Origin of the sequence: Glycomyces dulcitolivorans (assembly GCF_003265355.1) — a bacterium.
Classification (GTDB): Bacteria; Actinomycetota; Actinomycetes; order Mycobacteriales; family Micromonosporaceae; genus Glycomyces; species Glycomyces dulcitolivorans.
Window position 1 is genome coordinate 2,204 of record NZ_QFRW01000042.1, and the last position, 17,012, is coordinate 19,215.

The window sequence follows — 17,012 nt, forward strand, 5'->3', positions numbered from 1 at the left end:
GCAGCGGTTCAAGGAGCTCATCGGCGTCACCCCGAAACGGCTGGCCGCTGCCGGCCGATTGATTTCTTACAAGACCGACCGCTCGATGCACGCTAGTTTGAGGGCGATCCAGAGTAGAGGAGAGCTCCCATGGGCAGAGTGGTCATGTACGCGTCGGTGTCGGCGGACGGCTTCATCGCCGACGAGCACGACCGGCCCGGACCATTGTTCGACTGGCTGACCAGCGGCGACGTACCGCTCGACGAGAGCGGCGTGCTGAAGATGTCGCAGACGTCCCGCGACTACACCCGGGCGTACTGGGACCGGGTCGGGGTGACGATCGCGGGCCGCCACGTCTTCGACCTGACGGACGGCTGGGAGGGCCGGCCCCCGGGCGGGATCGACCACGTGGTCGTCGTGACCCACCGGCCGCCGCCCGAGGGCTGGGACCCCAAGGCGCCGTTCCACTTCGTCGACGGCATCGAGGCGGCCCTCGCCAAGGCGCAGGAGCTCGCGGGCGACCGCCTGGTCGAGGTCGCCGCCGGCGACGTCGGCGGCCAGTTCCTCGCCGCGGGCCTGGTCGACGAGGTCCGCATGGACGTCGCCCCCGTCGTCTTCGGGTCCGGCAAGCGCTACTTCGGGTCCGTCGACGCCCAGCACCTGCTGGAGGACCCCGAGGTGCTCCAGGGCGACCGCGTGCTCCACCTGCGCTTCCAGGTGCACCGCTGACCGACCTCTCGGCACCGGTCAACGGGTGGGGGAGTGAGTCTCCTTGGTAGGGCTGGCTGTACCCGATGAGGGAGGCTAGCGGGATCGCGTGGGCCCCTTGTCGTGCATACCGTTCGTATGATGAGGAATCGTTCGATCAGGGCAGTGCCGAAAGGTCTCTCCGATGCGATCGACTAGGCGCGGAGAAATGCGGCGCGGACGTCGGGCAGGTTGCCGGACCCCGATGAAGTCGGGAGTTCTTTACCTGCGCGACGGCCGCTCTTCATCCAGTCGCATACGCGGATACGCCAGTCTGATCGTGCATCACGAACCATCGGTCCTGCCCCAGCACAATTGCCCGCCCGTTTCGGCATTCGCCGTCGTGCCGTCCGAGAGGAATCCATGCTGATCCTTGCCATCGTCCTCGCCGCCGTCGGCGCCTGCTGTCTCGCGGGCGCCGCCTGCCTCCAGCACGGCGCCGTGAATCAGGCGACGAGCGGTCCCGTGCTGCGGCTCCCGGCGATCCGGGCGATCCTGCGCACCCCCTCCTGGTACGTCGGGAACGGACTGGTCGTCCTCGGCTCCGGCCTGCACATCATCGCGCTGACGCTCGCGCCGCTCACGGTCGTGCAGCCGATCGGCATGATCGCCCTCGCGCTCACCGTGGTGTTCACCGGGACCGTGCTCACCCGCTCCGTGGTCGTCGCGCTGGTGCTGAGCATCGCCGGCATCGCCGGACTGACCGCCTTGTCCGCCAGGACCAGCGGCATCGTGCAGACCCCCGACATCGCCTCCGCGCAGTGGGCGCTGCTCGCCGCGGCGGTCGTCGCCGCGGCCGCGTTCGCCGTCAAGGGGAGGACGCGGTGCCTGCTCCTGGCGGTCAGTGCGGCCGTCCTGTTCGGCTTCACGTCGGCGCTCGTGCGCGCCGCGGCCGTCGCCCCGATCTCTCCTGAACTGGTCGCCCTGGTCGTCGCCGAAGCCGCCGCCGCGGCCCTCGCCGGAGCGTGGCTGGTCCACCAGGCCTACGCCGCCGGTCCGGCCGCCACCGTCGTCGGGTCCCTCACCGTCGTCGACCCGCTCGCCGCCGTCCTCATCGGCGCCTTCGCCTACGGCGAGACCTCGACGGGCACCCTCGCCCTCATGACCGTCCCCGCGGCCGCCGCCGTCGCCGGGCTCGCGATCCTCGCCCGCGCCCTGCCGCCTCGCCCCGCCGGCAACGCGCCCGCGCGCCGGAAGAAGGAGGAGGGCCCGCTGCGGATCCTCGTCACCGCCGACACCTACTGGCCCGACGTGAACGGCGCCGCGAACTTCGCGCACCGCCTCGCCGCCGGCCTGGCCTCCCGCGGCCATGACGTGCACGTCATCTGCCCCGGCCGCGAGACGTTCACCGAGATCTTCGAGGGCGTCAGGATCCACCGGATCGCCGGGGTGCGCACCCCGTTCCACCCGGACTTCCGGTTCTGCCTCCCCTGGCGCGCCAACAAGGCCGTCCCGGCGCTGATGGCCGAGATCGACCCCGACGTCGTCCACACCCAGGCCCACTTCATCGTCGGCCGCGCCGCCGTCCGCGCCGCGACCGCCGCCGGCATCCCCCTGGTGGCCACCAACCACTTCATGCCCGAGAACCTCTTCGCGGCCGGGCCGCTGCCGCGCTGGACCCACCGCCCCATCGCCAAGCTCGCCTGGCGCGACCTGGCCCGCCTCTACGGCCGGGCCACCGTCTGCACCACCCCGACCCCGCGCGCCGCCGAACTGCTGGAGCGCAACGGCCTGGACCGGCCGGTCATGGCCATCTCCTGCGGCATCGACCGCGACAAGTACAAGGGCGGCCCGGCCAGGGACGGCGACTCGCCGACCGCGCTCTTCGTCGGCCGCATCGAGGCGGAGAAGAACATCCACGAGCTGCTCGAAGCCGCCGCCCTGCTGCCGCGGAAGTTCCGCGTCGAGGTCGTCGGCGACGGCAGCGCCCGCCCCAGGCTGGAGGCCCTCGCCGCCGAGCTGGGCATCGCCGACCGCGTCGTCTTCCACGGGTTCCTGCCGGACGAGGACCTCGTGCGCGCCTACCAGCGCTGCGACCTGTTCGTCATGCCCGGGACCGCCGAGCTCCAGAGCATCGCGACGATGGAGGCGATGGCCGCCGGGAAACCGGTCGTGGCCGCGGACGCCATGGCGCTCCCGCACCTGGTGCGCAACGGCCGCAACGGCTGGCTCTACCAGCCCGGCGACACGATCGAGCTGGCCCAGCGCATCGGCCAGGTCTTCGCCGACGACACGACCGCGCCCGCGATGGGCAAGGCGAGCCTGGAACTGATCGCCGTGCACGACATCAACACCACGCTGGCCGAGTTCGAGCGCGTCTACCTCGACATCGCGACGCTGTCGGCGCCGGTCCCCGTCAGGACCTGACCCGCGGTCGGGGCCGCCCCTGCCAGGGGCGGCGCACCGTCCTCCGCGGGGGCGCCTACTCGATGCGCTCGTAGACGTAGAAGTCGGCGATCGACCCGGCCTCGCCCTCGATGCGCCAGGGCCGGGGGTTGTCGATCTTCTCGCGCAGCTTCCACTCGGGGAACCGCTCGGCCACGTCCCGCGGGACCGGGTGGTGGCGCAGGTGGGGGGCGAACTGCCCCTGCATGGACGGGTCGTCGGCGTCGCTGGTGAACAGGACCACGAACCGCTTCGCGGCGCCGAAGACGTGGCGCAGGTGCAGGTCGTAGACGCCGTCCTCGATGAGGTGGTAGATGACGTCGAGCGACATGGCCATGTCGGCGGTGATGAGCCCGGCGGGGTCGGCGAACGACTCGGGGTCGTAGAGCGCGAAGCTCTTCGCCGGGTCGTCGGCGTAGCGGGCCATGGTCTTGCGCAGCTGGGTCGGCGCCACGTCCAGGCCCAGGTAGCGGGGGTAGCGGCCCAGCGAGAGCTGCTCGCCGTCGCCGCAGCCGAACTCGATGACGGACTCGACGCCGTGCTCGGCGACGATCCCGTTGAGGACCCCCGCCTTGAACTCGGCGTGCACGCCGCGCGAGCCCGCGCCGGAGTTCCCGCCGCTGGCGTAGCGCTGCTCCCAGTACGCGGCCGACCCGGGGAACACGTACTCCTTGGGCTGCTCGACGGCTGGGGCGGCCGCCTGCTCCGCGACCGGTGTCGCGCGCGCGTCGTGCTGCATTTCCTGTTCGGCCTTCATCGGACTCCTCCGAATGCGTGGATGGGACCGCCGGGGCGCGTATCGTGCGCGTCGTCCGGCGCGGGGAGGAAGACCAGCATGTCAGATCCGATCCGAGGCCGATTCGCGCCCTGCGAGGGTGCAAGCATCGTATGACCAGTCCCTCTTGCCGCGCAACGGGTCTAAGGTGGGCGGTGCAGCGGCTCCGCCCCCTGTGCCGAGATGATGCGTGTTCGTCCGGTTCAGTGCGGGACGGGCCCGCCGGTCGGGGCGTACTCGACCAACAGGATCCGGCCGTCGAGGACGCGCTGGCCGACCAGTTCGAGGTCGGCCTCCTCGGCCCCCGCGAACACCGCCTCGCGCCCGCCCGGCCCGACCAGCAGCGGGAAGATCATGAGCCTGATGCGGTCGACGAGCCCGGCGTTGAGCAGTTGCCGCACGACCGACAGGCTCCCCATGGTGCGCAGCGGCGCCCCGTCGCTTTCCTTAAGGGTGCGGACGGCCGCGACCAGGTCGCCGGACTCGACCGAGGCCCCCGGCCAGGCGGCCTCGGTGATCGTCGTGGAGAACACGGTGGCCGGCAGCCGGGTCATCCGCTCGTAGCCCTCGTCCCGGGCCTCGTCGGGGACCGAGGCGAGCGCCTCGTAGGTGACCCGCCCCATCAGCACGTGCTGCGGGCGGGCGGACTCCTCCTCGATCCACTGCCCCAGTTCGGGGCCGGAGTAGCCGAAGTACCCGGGGGAGTGCTCCCCGCGGGCCCATCCGTCGGCCGACACGAACAGGTCGGCGGTGAGTGTTCTGGTGGTCATGGGCGTTCCTCTCGACGTGCGGTGCGACTGCCTCTGAATGGAGACGGCCCGGCGGCCGCGGATTCATCGCCGCGGAGGAGATTGACGTGTCAGGGCCGGAAGCGGTCGGTGGCCCTGCGGATCGCCTCGACGGTGGCGTCGCCGGAGGCGCCGTGGCCCTCGTCCGAGATGAGGACGAGTTCGGCGTCCTGCCAGACCTGCGCCAGGTTCCAGGCGACGTCGGCGGGGCTGCTGATGTCCATGCGGCCGTGGATGAGCACACCCGGGATGCCGTTCAGCTTCGCGGCGTCGCGCAGGAGCGCGCCGTCCTCGACGAACGCGGCGTTCGCCCAGTAGTGCGTGACGAGCCGGGCGAACCGCATCCGGAAGCGCGGGTCCTCGTACCGCGGGTCGGGCCGGTGCCCGGGCGCGGTGGAGACGTGCACGTCCTCCCACCGGCACCACTCCAGCGCGGCCTTCTCGCGCACCGCGGGGTCGGGGTCGGCGAGCATCCGGGCGTACGCCGCCGCGAGGTCGCCGTCGCGGTCGGTCTCGGGGACGGCGTCGCGGAATCGCGCCCACTCCTCGGGGAAGACCCGGCCCATGTCGCGGGTGACCCACTCGACCTCGCGGCGGGTGGTGTTCGTGACGGAGAACAGCACCAGCTCCGAGACGCTCGCGGGGTGGCGCTCGGCGTAGGCGAGCGCGAGGGTGACGCCCCAGGAGCCGCCGATGACCAGCCACCGGTCGATCCCCAGGTGCGCGCGGAGCCGCTCGATGTCGGCGATGAGGTGGTCGGTGGTGTTGGCGGCCAGGGAGGTCTGCGGGTCGGCGGCGTCGGGGGTGCTGCGCCCGCACCCGCGCTGGTCGAACGCGACGATCCGGTAGGCCTCGGGGTCGAACAGCCGCCGCCAGAACGGTCCGGAGCCCGACCCGGGGCCGCCGTGCAGGACCAGTGCGGGCTTGCCCCCGGGGTCGCCGCAGGCCTCCCAGTAGACGAGGTCGCCGTCGCCGACGTCGAGCATGCCGTGCTCGTACGGCTCGATCGGGGGGTAGAGATCGGACATGGTGCGACGCCTCCAGATGATTTATAACAGCGCTGTTAGAATAACAGCATGAAGGACTATCCCGATCCGGACGCGCTCGGCACCCTGATGCGCCACGTCCTCGACCTGCTCGACGGGGCCGTCGCCGAGGTCTACCGGGACCAGGGGCTCGACGAGTACCGTCCGCGCTACTCGCCGATCGTCCGGGCGCTGCTGCGGGAGGGCCCGCTGTCGGTTCGCGACCTCGCTGCGGCGGTCGGCGTCACGCACTCGGCCGCGAGCCAGACGGCCGCGCAGATGGCGAAGGCGGGCCTCGTCGAGCACGCGACGGACCCGGGGGACCAGCGGCGGCGGCTGGTCGCGTTGACGCCCAAGGCGGAAGCGCTCGTCCCGCAGATCACCGCCGAGTGGGACGCGACGGTCGCGGCCATGGCCGAACTCGACGCCGAGCTGTCGATGCCGTTGGCCGTATTGCTGACCGAGGTCGCCGAAGCGCTCGGGCGCCGGCCTTTCCGAGAGCGCATCGACTTCCCGGGTTCGAACGTGTCCTAGGATGAGCCGAGCGCAGGCCCGCCCCGCCATCTTGCGGGACGGGTGCAGGGGAAACGCGGAGCATTGGTGGGGTCGACATAGGACGCCAGGTCGAGATACGGGTGCTGGGCCAGGTCGAGCTGGCCGTCGGCGGGGAGCCGGTCGCGCTGCACGCCGCCAAGCTGCGGACCCTGCTGTCGCTCTTGGTGGTCAAGGCCGGGACGGTGGCCGAGCGGGACTGGCTGATCGGGCAGCTGTGGGACGGCGAGCCGCCCGCGACCGCGGTCGCGACCCTGCGCGGGTACGTCTCGCATCTGCGAAGGCTCTTGGGAGGCAAGGAGACCCAGGCCGTGATCACCGGCCGCTCCGGCGGGTACGTCCTCCAGGTCCCGGCCGGGTCGGTGGACGCCGACCGGTTCGAGGAGCTCGCCGCCCGGAAGCCCGAGGCCGCCGTGCTGCGCGAGGGCCTGGCGCTGTGGCGCGGCCCGGCGTTCAGCGGGATCGACGTTCCGGCCGTGCGCGACCGGGCGCAGCACCTGGACGCGCTGCGGATGGACGCCACCGAGCGGTGCCTCGGCGCCGAGCTCGAATCGGGGCCGCCCGCCGGGATCGTCGCCGAAATCGAAGCGCTCATCGCGGCCCACCCGCTCCATGAAGGACTGTGGCGGCTGCTCATGCTCGGCCTCGCCCGCGCCGGCCGCCAGAGCGAGGCGCTCGCCGCGTACCGGCGGCTCCACCGCCTCCTCGACGAGGAGCTGGGGGTCGCCCCCTCGGCGCCGATCGAGGCGCTGCACCGCCGGATCCTCGACGGCGGCGACGACATCGCCCCGCCCGAGCCCGCGGGCCCGGTCCGGCCGGTCCCCAGGCAGCTCCCTGCGGCGAACGCGCACTTCACCGGCCGCGAGACCCAGCTCGCCGAACTCGACGCCCTCCTCGACCGGCCCGGCGCCGTCGGCGTGCTCAGCGGCGCCGGCGGCATCGGCAAGACCACCCTCGCGATCCACTGGGCCCACCGGGCGTCCGAGCGCTTCCCCGACGGCCAGCTCTACATCGACCTCCGCGGCTTCGACCCGCGCAGCGACCCCGCCGCGCCCGAGGCCGCCGTCAGGTCCTTCCTCGACGCGCTCGGCGTCGCGCCCGAGGACATCCCCACCGCCCTGGAGACCCAGACCGCCCTCTACCGGACCCTGCTGGCGGACAAGCGGATCCTGCTCATCCTCGACAACGCCCGCGACGACGCGCAGGTCCGCCCGCTCCTGCCCGGCGCCCCCGGCACGCTCGTCGTCGTCACCGGCCGCGACCGCCTCTCGGGCCTCATCACCCAAGGCGCCCAACCCGTCCGGCTCGACCCCCTCGCCCCGCGCGAGGCCGGGCGGCTCCTGACGCACCGCCTCCGCGGCCCCCGCCTCGCCCGCGAACCCGAAGCCGCGCAACAGATCATCGAAGCGTGCGGCGGCCTGCCGCTGGCACTGGCGATCGTCGCCGCCCGCGCCGCCTTCCGCCCCGACTTCCCCCTGGCCGCCCTCGCGGCCGAGCTGACCGACGCGAACCGCCTCGACGCGCTGGCCGACAGCGATCCCGCCGTCGACGTCCGCGCCGTGTTCTCCTGGTCCTACCGCGCCCTCACCGCCGACGCCGCCCGCCTGTTCCGCCTGCTCAGCGTCCACCCCGGCCCCGACTTCTCGCTCCCCGCGGCCGCCGCGATCGCCGAGGCCCCGCCGCAGCGGACCGCCCGCCTCCTCGCCGAACTGACCCGCGCCAACCTCCTCACCGAACCGGCGCCCGGCCGCCACTCCTTCCACGACCTCCTGCGCGCCTACGCCGCCGAGCAGGCCGACCGCCTCGACGGCCAGGCCGACCTCCTCGCGGCCTCAAGGCGAATGCTCGACGCCTACCTCCACACCGCTTACGCCGCAACCCGACTCATCGACCCGCACCGCGACCCCATCACCATCACCGCCGCCCCCGGCCCGGCGCCCGTGCAACTCGCCGACGACACCGCCGCACTCGCCTGGTTCGCGGCCGAGGGACCGGCCGTCGCGGCCGCCGTCAGGCACGCCGCCGACCGCGGCCTCGACGCCCACTGCTGGCGCCTGGCCTGGGCGCTCCGCGACCACCTCGACCTCGGGCCCTGGCACGACCAGGCGGCCGTCTGGGAACTCGCGATGGACGCCGCGCGCCGCGTCCCCGACGCCGACGGACAGATCCGCCTCAGCCGCCTCCTCGCGGAGGCCTACAGCCACCTGGGCCGCCACGATGACGGCCACGCGGTCCTCGACGCGGCCCGGATCCAGTGCCGGGTCCTGGACGACGACCTCGCCGAAGCCCACGTCCACCTCATCCAGGCCCGACTCTGGATGCGCCAGCAGCGGTTCGAAGAGGGCATCAGCAGCGGCCGCAGCGCCCTCGCCCTGTACCGCACCGAAGACCACCTCACCGGGCAGGCCAGCGCCCTGAACACCACCGGCTGGATCCACACGCTCGCAGGCGAACACGAGCGGGCGCTGACCTGCTGCGAAGAGGCCCTGTCGATCCTGGAGCGCATCGGCGACCGCTACAGCGAGGCGGCCACATTGGACAGTCTCGGTCACATCCACCACGAGCTCGGGAACCACGAGCGGGCCCTCGACTACTTCCGTCCCGCCCTGGACCTGTACCGGGAGCTCGGCCACGCCCGCGGCGAGGCCCTCGTCCACCTGAGCGTCGCCGAGACCCGCTACGCCCTCGGCGACCTCGACGCCGCCCGCTGCTCCTGGCAGCGGTCCCTGCGCATGTTCGAACTCCTCGGCCACCGCGACGCCGACAAGGTCCGCGCCCGCCTCGCCGAACTCCTGTGAGCTCGCGGGATCAGCGCCCGACGTAGTCCGTGAACAGGGAGTACACCTCTGTGGACTCGGCGGCCTCCCAGTAGGAGAACGTCTCGCCCGCCTCGTGGTCCTCGGGGATGTCGAGGTCGGCCTCCCGGTCCTCGGGGTGTGGTGCTCCACGTCCTGGGACGGCAGGAGGAACGTGGTGCAACTCCTGGCAGTGAGGCCGCCTACGCGGCCCGCTCCGGCAAGGGCGGCAGCGTCAGTGCGGTGTGGGCGGGCCGCCCGGCCTGCGGCGGCGCGGCGTCCAGGCCCTGGAGGCGCCGGTTCCGCAGCGCCAGCGCCTCGGCGGTGGCGGGGAACAGCGCCGCGTCGCCGCTGCCGATCTGGGCCTGGTTGAGGTCGACGAAGCCGCGCGTGGCCCGCTCGTACGCTGCGAACGCCTCGGCATGGTCCCGTTGCGCCGCAAGGGCATCGGCGAGCATGTACGCGCCGACGAGCGCGAGGCTGGAGCCCTGCCCCGTCAGGAACGACGGGGCCGCGGCCGCGTCGCCGATGAGCGCGACGCGCCCGCTCGACCAGCGGGGCTGGCGGATCTGGCTGACGACGTCGAAGAACAGGTCGTCGGCCCCGCCCATCGCCTCGACCATGGCCGGGACCTCCCAGCCGTCCCCGGCGAATGCGGCCCTGACGAGGTCGCGCTGGGCCGCGGGGTCGCGGAACGCGCCGAGCGGCGGCTCCAGGCGGGCGAAGACGAGGAGGGCCTGCACCTCGTCGCTGTCGCGGACCGCGTAGAGGACGGCGCCGCGACCGGGCGTGTTCCAGATCAGGCCCTCGTGCGCGAGGCCGAAGCGGTTCGCCATCGTGAACCCCGCGAAGCAGTAGCCCAGGTAGTGGTGGAACCGCTCCTCGGGCCCGAAGACGAGTCCCCTTGTCCGCGAGTGCAGCCCGTCGGCCCCCACGATCAGGTCGAAGGTCCGCCGCGACCCGCCGCGGAAGGCGACGTCCACGCCGTGCGCGTGCTCGGCGAGCGTGTCGATCGAGTCCTCGAAGACGAACTCGACGTCGTCGGCCACCGCCCCGTACAGCGCCCGCGCGAGGTCGCCGCGGCGGACTTCGAGGTCGCGGCCCTCGACGCCGCCGACGACCGCCTGCGGGTGGACGGCCGCGACGGTGCCGCCGTCGGCGTCCAGAAAGGTCAGCCGCTTCGACTCGACGTGCGCGCGTTGCAGCTCCGGCAGGAGCCCCATTCGGCGCACCACCTCCAGCGCGGTGCCGCGCACGTCGATCGGGTAGCCGCCGCCGCGCACGTCGGCGGCCTTCTCGACCACCGTGACGGCGAAGCCGAAGCGGTGCAGCCAGTACGCGACGGCCGGCCCGGCGATGCTCGCGCCGGAGACCAGCACCGTGCGCTTCCTGTTGTCTCCGTGGTTCATTGCGTGCTCCATTCTCTGTGTCCTTTCGTCTATGCGGCGCGGATCGCCCGCGCGCGGGGGACCGACCGGATTGCCAGCATCGCGGCGACCGCGAACCCGCACGCGGCGATCGCGATGCAGGTGAAGATCCCGGCGGCGGTGTAGGCCGAGGAGCCGTCGACCACTATGGATGTGGACGAGAGGATCGCCGCGCCCGTGAAGTCGAAGACCACCGAGCCGATCGAGACCACGACCATGACCAGGCTCGACACGATGCCCTGCCGCTCGGGGGGAGCGAGGCTCCCGGCCGTGTTGAACCCGGTCGTCCCCAGCGCCCCCACGGTCAGACCCAGCAGGAGGACCGACACCAGCGCCGCGGCCAGATTCGAGGCCCCCAGGAACATCCCCAGCGTCCCGGCCGTGCCCAGCAGCACCGCCCCGGCGAGCGTCGCGGCCGGGCCGATCCGGTTCGCGATCACTCCCGACAGCGGCCCGCCGACCGTGACCCCGACGGCCGGCAGCGCGAGCAGCAGCGCGACCGACCCCTGGTCGGCGAGCCCGTACCCGAGCCCCTGCCCCGACGAGACGTCGCCGATGAGTGGGATGAGTTGCAGCGTGCTCTGGTACGCGCCCGCGGCGAGGAAGATGACCAGCAGCGTGACCGCCAGCGGGCGGCCGATCCCGCGGACGTCGATCAGCGGCTCCGGCTTGCGGCTCGACACGAAGTACCAGCGCGCCAGCGCCGCCGCCCCTGCGGAGAGCAGCACCACCGGTCCGGCTGCGAGCCAACCGAACTCGGACCCGAGGCTGATGTAGCTGAGCACCCCGGCGAGGCCGCCGCCCAGCAGCACCGCGCCGCCGACGTCGATCCGGCCCGGCGTCCTCACCTTCGACTCGGGGACGACGGCGACCACGAAGACGGCCATCGCGGCCGCCACCCCGGCGGCGATGAGGAACAGGATCTGGAACCCGAACCGCTCGGCCATCCCCTCGACGAGGAACCGCGCCGCGATGTTCAGGACCGCGGTCCCCGACGTCACGATGCCGACCACGACCATCGCGGTGCGGGCGGGGAAGACCTCGCGGACGATCGCGACGGCCAGGAACATGGCGGCCACGGCCGCGCCCTGCAAGAGGCGCCCGGGGACGAACAGCCAGATCGCGGGCGCGACGGCGCACAGGACGGCGCCTGCGCCGCTGACGATGAGCGTCAGCACGAGGACCTTGCGCTTGCCGTGGACGTCGGCGCTCTTGCCCAGCAGCGGCGCCCACATGACGCCGGCGAGCATGGCGCTCGCGTTGAGCCACGCGGCCTGGTCGGTGTGGAAGTAGTCGAGCATCTGGGGGAGGACGAGCAGCGGGGCGGTGATGGCCGAGTCGACCATGAAGTTCACCAGGGCGAGGACGGCGACGAGGCCGACGAGGCGCCCGGTCCATCGCATTCGCGGTTCGGTTGCGGTGCTGGAGGTCGTGCTGTCTTGCATGAAGGCTCCAAGATTCGGCGGTCGATTGACGGCTTCAAAATACACACTACACCGTGCAGTGTAGTTTTGCGTGCGGTAGTCTCTGCCCGTGGAGACACCGACTTCGACCTGGCAGACCCCGGCCCGGCGCGCCCAGGCCGAGGCCAAGCGCGCGGCCATCCTCGACGCCGCCGAGGAGCTGTTCGTCGCCTCCGGCTACGAACTCACCAGCGTCGACGCCATCGCCGCGCGGGCCAAGGTGTCCAAGCGCACCGTCTACGACCACTTCGGCGACAAGCAGTCCCTGTTCTGGGCCGTCCTCGGCCGCGTCGACGAGATCCTGCTCGCGACCATCCGCACGGCGGTCGCCGCGGAGCTCACCGACGGGCGCGACCTCCGCGAGGCCCTGCTCGCCTTCGTGCAGCGCCTGACGACCGACGTCCTTCCGTCGTCGACCTACGCGAACTTCCGCCACCTCGTCTCCCGGACCTCCACGGCCCCAAAGGATCCGAATCGGTCCACAGAGGCGCCCGAGCAGGTCCTCGAAGAGCGCTTCGCGCAGCTCGCGGCCGCGGGAGAACTCACGTTCACCGACCGCCGCCGCGCCGTCCAGCACTTCTTCGTCCTGACGATGAGCCTCCTGCTCGACGCCATCGACCAGAGCCCCGACGGCACGGTCGACCCGGCCGAGGCCCGCGCGATCATCACCGACGGCGTCGACGCCTTCCTGCGCGCCTACCGCTAATACCGGAACAGCGGCCCCGACGCGGGCCGCACCGCCGCCCACGCCCGCAGCTCGGCCTCCTTCTCGCGGCCCTCGCGCAGCAGGTACATCGCCTGCCGCATAGCCGAATCGGGAAGCGCCGCGACGGCCGCCGCGAACGCGGTCCGGTCGTCGAGGTCCTTGAGCCGGTCGAACTCCGCGCGCATCGCCGCGAACACCGCCTCGGCCTCGCTGACGTTCGAGGCGCCCGGCCCGACCGCCGCGGCGCCACCGCGGCCCTCCTGATCCCCGACGCGCCAAGCGGCCCCGGTCCACGACCGGGGCCGCCTCGCGTTCGCTAAGAAGTCTTGCGGCCCAAGCGGATCGCGGAGACCAGGAAGAAGATCCCGCCGACCGTCGCGTACCCGGCGAGGGCGCTCAAAGAAGCCGACGACGAGCCCGACATGAAGATGAACGCGGTGCCCGCGAACGTCGAGAGCCCGCCCGAGAGGATCATCGCCCACTGCCCGCCGAGGCGGTAGCGGCGGATCGCGACGATGAGCTGCACGACGCCCGCGGCGATCGCCCAGATGCCCCAGGTCACGAGCACCGCCGGGATGCCCGAGGCGACCGCGAAGGCGAGTGCGACCGCCGTCGCCAGGCTCAGGGTCAGGTTGACGCCGAGGGCCGCGCGCGGCCCGGTCGGGTCGGAGGTCCGGAAGTCGACGACCGCGGCGACGGCGTCGAACAGCGGGTAGATCACGAGCAGCGCGATGCTCACCGGTGTCAGCGACGCGGCGGTCAGGGCCAGGCCGGCCGCCCACGCGATCGCGAAGCCGAAGCGGATGAAGTACAGCCTGCGCAGGGCGCCGGCGGCGGTGGCGGGGAGGGCGGCGGTGGTCACGGCGGCCTTCTTTCGATCGGGTGCCCGAATCCGGGAGGTAGAATGACTAGTAACTCTACTTGTGATGAGCATAGACCACCCGCGAACGATCGGCAACCACCGCGCCAGAGGGACGTAGCATGACCACCGTGACCAGCCCGATGCGTGAACGCCTGCTCGAAGCCGCGACCGAACTGTTCTACGCGCGGGGCCTGCGGGCCGTGAGCGTCGACAAGGTCATCGAGCAGGCCGGCACGACGAAGGTGACCTTCTACCGCCACTTCAAGAGCAAGGACGACCTGATCGTCGCCTACCTCGGCGTCCGCGCCAAGCTGGAGCGCGACGGCGTCGACGCCGCGATCGCGCACGGGAACGGCGACGTCGACGCCACGCTCCGCCTCATCGCCGACGCGGTCGGCGGCCTCGCCTGTACCCCCGGCTTCCGCGGCTGCCCGTTCATCAACGCCGCCGCCGAGTACCCCGACCCCGACAGCGCGGTCCGCCAGACCGTCGACGCGCACCGGGCCTGGTACCGGGACGCCTTCGAGCGGCTCCTCGCGCCGCTCGACCTCGAATCGCCGCGCGCCGCCGGCGACGACCTCATGCTCATCCGCGACGGCGCGATGGTCGCGGGCTACCTCGACGAGCCCGCCACCATCGCCGCATCGTTCCTGCGCAGCAGCCGCGCCGTCATCGGACTCAGCGCTTCTTAGTCCGCCCGATCCACCAGCGGCCGACCTCCAGCACGGCCCCGAGGGCCGGGATGCCGAGGAAGACGGTCGCGAAGATCTCGTCCTGCGTCATCGAGCCGATGTGCAGGTGGAACAGGCTCCCTTCGTCGCCCATCCGGAAGCCGATCCCCAGGATCACGCACGCGAGCGCCGCGAACCCGTACGCGATGCGCCGGCCCGGCAGCGGCACGGCGGCCGCCACGAACACCGCGGCGGCGATCAGGAACGCCACGGTCAGCGGGACCGGCCCCGGCCCCGGTTCGGGGCTGAGCAGGTACTTCAGGACCAGGACGTACAGCGAGACCAGCATGATCGCCAGCGCCCCGCCCTCGGCCAGGTAGGTGTCGAAGCGCGGGCGCGGCATCCGCCACGACGCCCACAGCAGCCACGGCGCGGGCAGGATCAGCAGCACCCAGATGAGCGCGTCGAGGAACGGCGCCGCCGCGCCCCTGTCGATCGGGTCGATCCCCAGCCACACGAAGAAGACGACGAGCCAGGCGATCGGCGCGAGCCCCCACGCGATGACCGAGGCGCTCCGGGCGGGCGCGGTTGCATTCGTTGCGTTGTTCATGTGACCAGTGTGGTCATGGTCGGTAACTGTCCGTTTACCGGGTTCGTGCCATTCGCGGCATCGGTCCGGTCACCGGAAGTCGTCGGCGTGCGCTTCGGCCCAGTCCTCGAACGTGCGGGCCGGGCGGCCCAGGATCTCCTCGACGGCCGGGTACACCGGCGACTCGTCAAGGGCGCCTTCGACGTAGAAGTTCCAGAACGCCGCGACGTACTTGGGCGGCATGGTCGCCTCCAGCTCCGCCCGGGTCTCCTCCGGCGTCAGGCCCTCGAAGCGCAGCGGCCGGTCCAGGACCCGCGCGAGGACGGCGATCTGCTCGGCCGGGAGCATCGCGCGCGGCCCCGAGATCCGGTGGACGGCCCCTTCGTGGCCCTCCCCGGTCAGCGCCGCGACCGCGACGGCGGCGATGTCGAACGGGTCGATGCACGCGACCGCGATGTCGCCCCAGGGCGCGCGCACGAGGTCGCCCTCGCGCAGCAGCGGCAGCCAGCGCAGCGCGTTCGACATGAACCCGCTGGGGCGCAGGATGGTCCACGGGACGCCGGACTCGCGCGCGGCGGCCTCGGTGCCCATCATCATCGCCGTGACCGCGTTGGTCTCGTCGCCCGTCTCGGTCGAGCTGCCGGAGAGCTGCACGACCCGCTTGACGCCGGCCTCGCGGAGCTTCGCGTACAGGCCGGGCATGTCGGGGAAGCCCGGCAGCAGGAACGCCGCCTCGACCCCGCCGAGCCACGGGTCCAGCGTGTCGAGCTCGTCGAGGTCGGCCTCGACCGCCTCGACGTGCTCGACCGGCTTCCACCGGGCCGCGCTCCGCACCAGGGCCCGGACCGGCAGGCCCCGATCCGCAAGGGCCCGAACGACTTCGCCGCCGACGTTGCCGGTGGCTCCCGAGACGAGGTACATGCCCGAATCCTAACGCGAGCGGTGTTCCGCACCGCCGCGTCAGGGGTCCGGTACCCTTGGTCCTTCCGGGTCCCCACCCCACAAGCATTCCGGAGTCCCATGCGGTTCATGGTCCTCGGCCCGCTCCAGATCGTCGTCGACGGGGAGCCGCGCCCCTCGCTCGGCAAGACCGCCGCGCTCCTCGCCGCCCTCCTGCTCGACCGCAACCGCCCCGTCAGCGTCGAGCGCCTCATCGAGACCGTGTGGCCCGACGACCCGCCCCGGACCCCGCAGCGGCAGTTGCAGAACCGCGTCGCCGAGATCCGCAGCCTCATCGGCGGCGACCCCGGCTGCGCCCTGGAGACCATCGGCCAGGCCTACCAGCTGCGCGTCGGCCCCGGCGGGATCGACGTGGACCGCTTCGAGTCCGGGCGCGCGTACGCCCGCTCGCTGGTCGAGGACGGCGACCCCGTCGAAGCCCTCGCCGTGTACGACCGCGCCCTGGGCCTGTGGCGCGGGCCCGCCTTCGCCGGGCTGAGCGGCCGCCTCATCGAGACCGGTGCGGCCGTCCTGGAGGAGTCCCGCATGGAGGTCGTCGAGGAGCGCCTCGACCTCCTGCTCCACTTGAGACGGTTCGATCTGGCGGCCGCCGAGGCGCGCGGGCTCCTCGCCGACCACCCCTTCCGCGAGCGCCTGGTCTGCCAGCTCATGAAGGGCCTCGCCGCCACCGGCCGCACCGCCGAAGCCCTTGAGGCGTACGAGACCCTGCGCCGCGCGCTCGCCGAGACCCTCGGCATCGACCCCGGCTCGCAGGTGCGCCAGGTCCACCTCGACATCCTCCGCGGCAACCTCGACCCGCACGGCCCGACCGGCGGGCCCTCGACCCGCTCGCGCCCCCGCGTCCCGCACCAACTGCCCGCGCCCGTCCCCGGGTTCGTCGGCCGCACGGCCGAACTGGCGCGCATCGACGACCGCTGGGCCCGCCGCGACGGCAAGGGCCCCTTGGCGATCGCCATCACCGGCATCGGCGGCGCGGGCAAGACCGCACTCGGCCTCGAATGGGCCCGGCGCCGCGGCGACGACTTCCCCGACGGCCAGCTCCACGCCGACCTCCGCGGCGGCGAGACCGGCGCCGCCCAGCCGCTCACCGTCCTCCACGGCTTCCTGCGCGCCCTCGGCGCCCGCCCCACCGACCTGCCCGGCGACCTCGGCCAGGCCGCCGCCAACTACCGGGCCCTCCTCGCGGGCCGCCGCGTCCTGGTGTTCCTCGACAACGCCCGCGACGCCGACCAGGTGCGCCCGCTCCTGCCCGGCGCGGGCGGCTCGGCCGTCGTCGTCACCGGCCGCG

The 17,012-nt window shown here is 72.8% G+C and carries 17 protein-coding genes; 7 read left to right on the top strand and 10 right to left on the bottom strand.

Going from position 1 to position 17,012, the window contains the following annotated elements; genetic code table 11:
- Positions 1–129: 129 nt before the first annotated feature.
- Together DI269_RS02475 and DI269_RS28530 are read left to right on the top strand one after the other, a co-directional pair.
- A complete protein-coding gene (locus DI269_RS02475) occupies positions 130–708 on the top strand; it encodes a dihydrofolate reductase family protein (RefSeq protein WP_112133557.1) in 579 nt (192 codons plus the stop codon).
- 381 nt (positions 709–1,089) lie between these two features.
- Positions 1,090–3,093: a glycosyltransferase gene (locus tag DI269_RS28530; RefSeq protein ID WP_112133558.1), complete on the top strand. Its 2,004-nt coding sequence runs from the start codon at positions 1,090–1,092 to the stop codon at positions 3,091–3,093.
- A 55-nt stretch (positions 3,094–3,148) separates the two neighbouring features.
- Here DI269_RS28530 and DI269_RS02485 read toward each other — a convergent pair whose 3' ends face one another.
- The 3 genes from DI269_RS02485 to pip all read right to left on the bottom strand — a co-directional run bounded on the left by DI269_RS02485 (position 3,149) and on the right by pip (position 5,702).
- Positions 3,149–3,868: a methyltransferase domain-containing protein gene (locus tag DI269_RS02485; RefSeq protein WP_112133559.1), complete on the bottom strand. Its 720-nt coding sequence runs from the start codon at positions 3,866–3,868 to the stop codon at positions 3,149–3,151.
- A 221-nt stretch (positions 3,869–4,089) separates the two neighbouring features.
- Positions 4,090–4,656 (bottom strand): dihydrofolate reductase family protein, encoded by a 567-nt coding sequence (locus tag DI269_RS02490; protein ID WP_112133560.1) that lies wholly within the window; start codon positions 4,654–4,656, stop codon positions 4,090–4,092.
- Between the two features lie 89 nt (positions 4,657–4,745).
- A complete protein-coding gene (gene pip / locus DI269_RS02495) occupies positions 4,746–5,702 on the bottom strand; it encodes a prolyl aminopeptidase (RefSeq protein WP_112133561.1) in 957 nt (318 codons plus the stop codon).
- A 48-nt stretch (positions 5,703–5,750) separates the two neighbouring features.
- On the opposite strand from pip, the gene DI269_RS02500 reads away from it, so the two are divergent.
- Together DI269_RS02500 and DI269_RS02505 are read left to right on the top strand one after the other, a co-directional pair.
- Positions 5,751–6,233, top strand: a complete 483-nt coding sequence (locus DI269_RS02500) for a MarR family winged helix-turn-helix transcriptional regulator (RefSeq protein ID WP_112133562.1) — start codon at positions 5,751–5,753, stop codon at positions 6,231–6,233.
- 101 nt (positions 6,234–6,334) lie between these two features.
- The gene (locus tag DI269_RS02505; RefSeq protein ID WP_112133563.1) at positions 6,335–9,049 is read left to right on the top strand and encodes an AfsR/SARP family transcriptional regulator; all 2,715 of its coding nucleotides are present in this window, start codon (positions 6,335–6,337) and stop codon (positions 9,047–9,049) included.
- Positions 9,050–9,059: 10 nt separating this feature from the next.
- Here the strand turns inward: DI269_RS02505 and DI269_RS26735 are convergent, their stop codons facing one another.
- The 3 genes from DI269_RS26735 to DI269_RS02515 are packed head-to-tail and all read right to left on the bottom strand — an operon-like array spanning position 9,060 to position 11,918.
- Complete coding sequence (locus tag DI269_RS26735; protein WP_157974721.1) at positions 9,060–9,230, bottom strand: hypothetical protein; 171 nt, start codon at positions 9,228–9,230, stop codon at positions 9,060–9,062.
- A 19-nt stretch (positions 9,231–9,249) separates the two neighbouring features.
- Positions 9,250–10,455: an FAD-dependent monooxygenase gene (locus tag DI269_RS02510; protein WP_198667084.1), complete on the bottom strand. Its 1,206-nt coding sequence runs from the start codon at positions 10,453–10,455 to the stop codon at positions 9,250–9,252.
- A gap of 29 nt (positions 10,456–10,484) precedes the next feature.
- Positions 10,485–11,918 (bottom strand): MFS transporter, encoded by a 1,434-nt coding sequence (locus DI269_RS02515; protein ID WP_198667085.1) that lies wholly within the window; start codon positions 11,916–11,918, stop codon positions 10,485–10,487.
- An 88-nt stretch (positions 11,919–12,006) separates the two neighbouring features.
- On the opposite strand from DI269_RS02515, the gene DI269_RS02520 reads away from it, so the two are divergent.
- Positions 12,007–12,642 (top strand): TetR/AcrR family transcriptional regulator, encoded by a 636-nt coding sequence (locus tag DI269_RS02520; RefSeq protein WP_112133565.1) that lies wholly within the window; start codon positions 12,007–12,009, stop codon positions 12,640–12,642.
- Here DI269_RS02520 and DI269_RS02525 read toward each other — a convergent pair.
- Both DI269_RS02525 and DI269_RS02530 read right to left on the bottom strand, forming a co-directional pair.
- Positions 12,639–12,827 (bottom strand): hypothetical protein, encoded by a 189-nt coding sequence (locus tag DI269_RS02525; RefSeq protein WP_157974722.1) that lies wholly within the window; start codon positions 12,825–12,827, stop codon positions 12,639–12,641. The genes DI269_RS02520 and DI269_RS02525 overlap by 4 nt on opposite strands.
- Before the next feature lie 131 nt (positions 12,828–12,958).
- Positions 12,959–13,504: a hypothetical protein gene (locus DI269_RS02530; protein ID WP_112133567.1), complete on the bottom strand. Its 546-nt coding sequence runs from the start codon at positions 13,502–13,504 to the stop codon at positions 12,959–12,961.
- A 119-nt stretch (positions 13,505–13,623) separates the two neighbouring features.
- Here DI269_RS02530 and DI269_RS02535 point away from each other — a divergent pair, with 119 nt between their 5' ends.
- Positions 13,624–14,196, top strand: a complete 573-nt coding sequence (locus tag DI269_RS02535) for a TetR/AcrR family transcriptional regulator (RefSeq protein ID WP_112133568.1) — start codon at positions 13,624–13,626, stop codon at positions 14,194–14,196.
- On the opposite strand, the gene DI269_RS02540 is transcribed toward DI269_RS02535, so the two are convergent.
- Both DI269_RS02540 and DI269_RS02545 read right to left on the bottom strand, forming a co-directional pair.
- Positions 14,183–14,785 (bottom strand): hypothetical protein, encoded by a 603-nt coding sequence (locus DI269_RS02540; protein WP_112133569.1) that lies wholly within the window; start codon positions 14,783–14,785, stop codon positions 14,183–14,185. The genes DI269_RS02535 and DI269_RS02540 overlap by 14 nt on opposite strands.
- Positions 14,786–14,854: 69 nt before the next feature.
- Positions 14,855–15,685: an NAD(P)H-binding protein gene (locus DI269_RS02545; RefSeq protein WP_112133570.1), complete on the bottom strand. Its 831-nt coding sequence runs from the start codon at positions 15,683–15,685 to the stop codon at positions 14,855–14,857.
- Positions 15,686–15,784: 99 nt separating this feature from the next.
- Here DI269_RS02545 and DI269_RS02550 point away from each other — a divergent pair.
- Positions 15,785–17,012: AfsR/SARP family transcriptional regulator (locus tag DI269_RS02550; RefSeq protein WP_198667086.1), on the top strand; the 1,228-nt coding region annotated here is incomplete at its 3' end.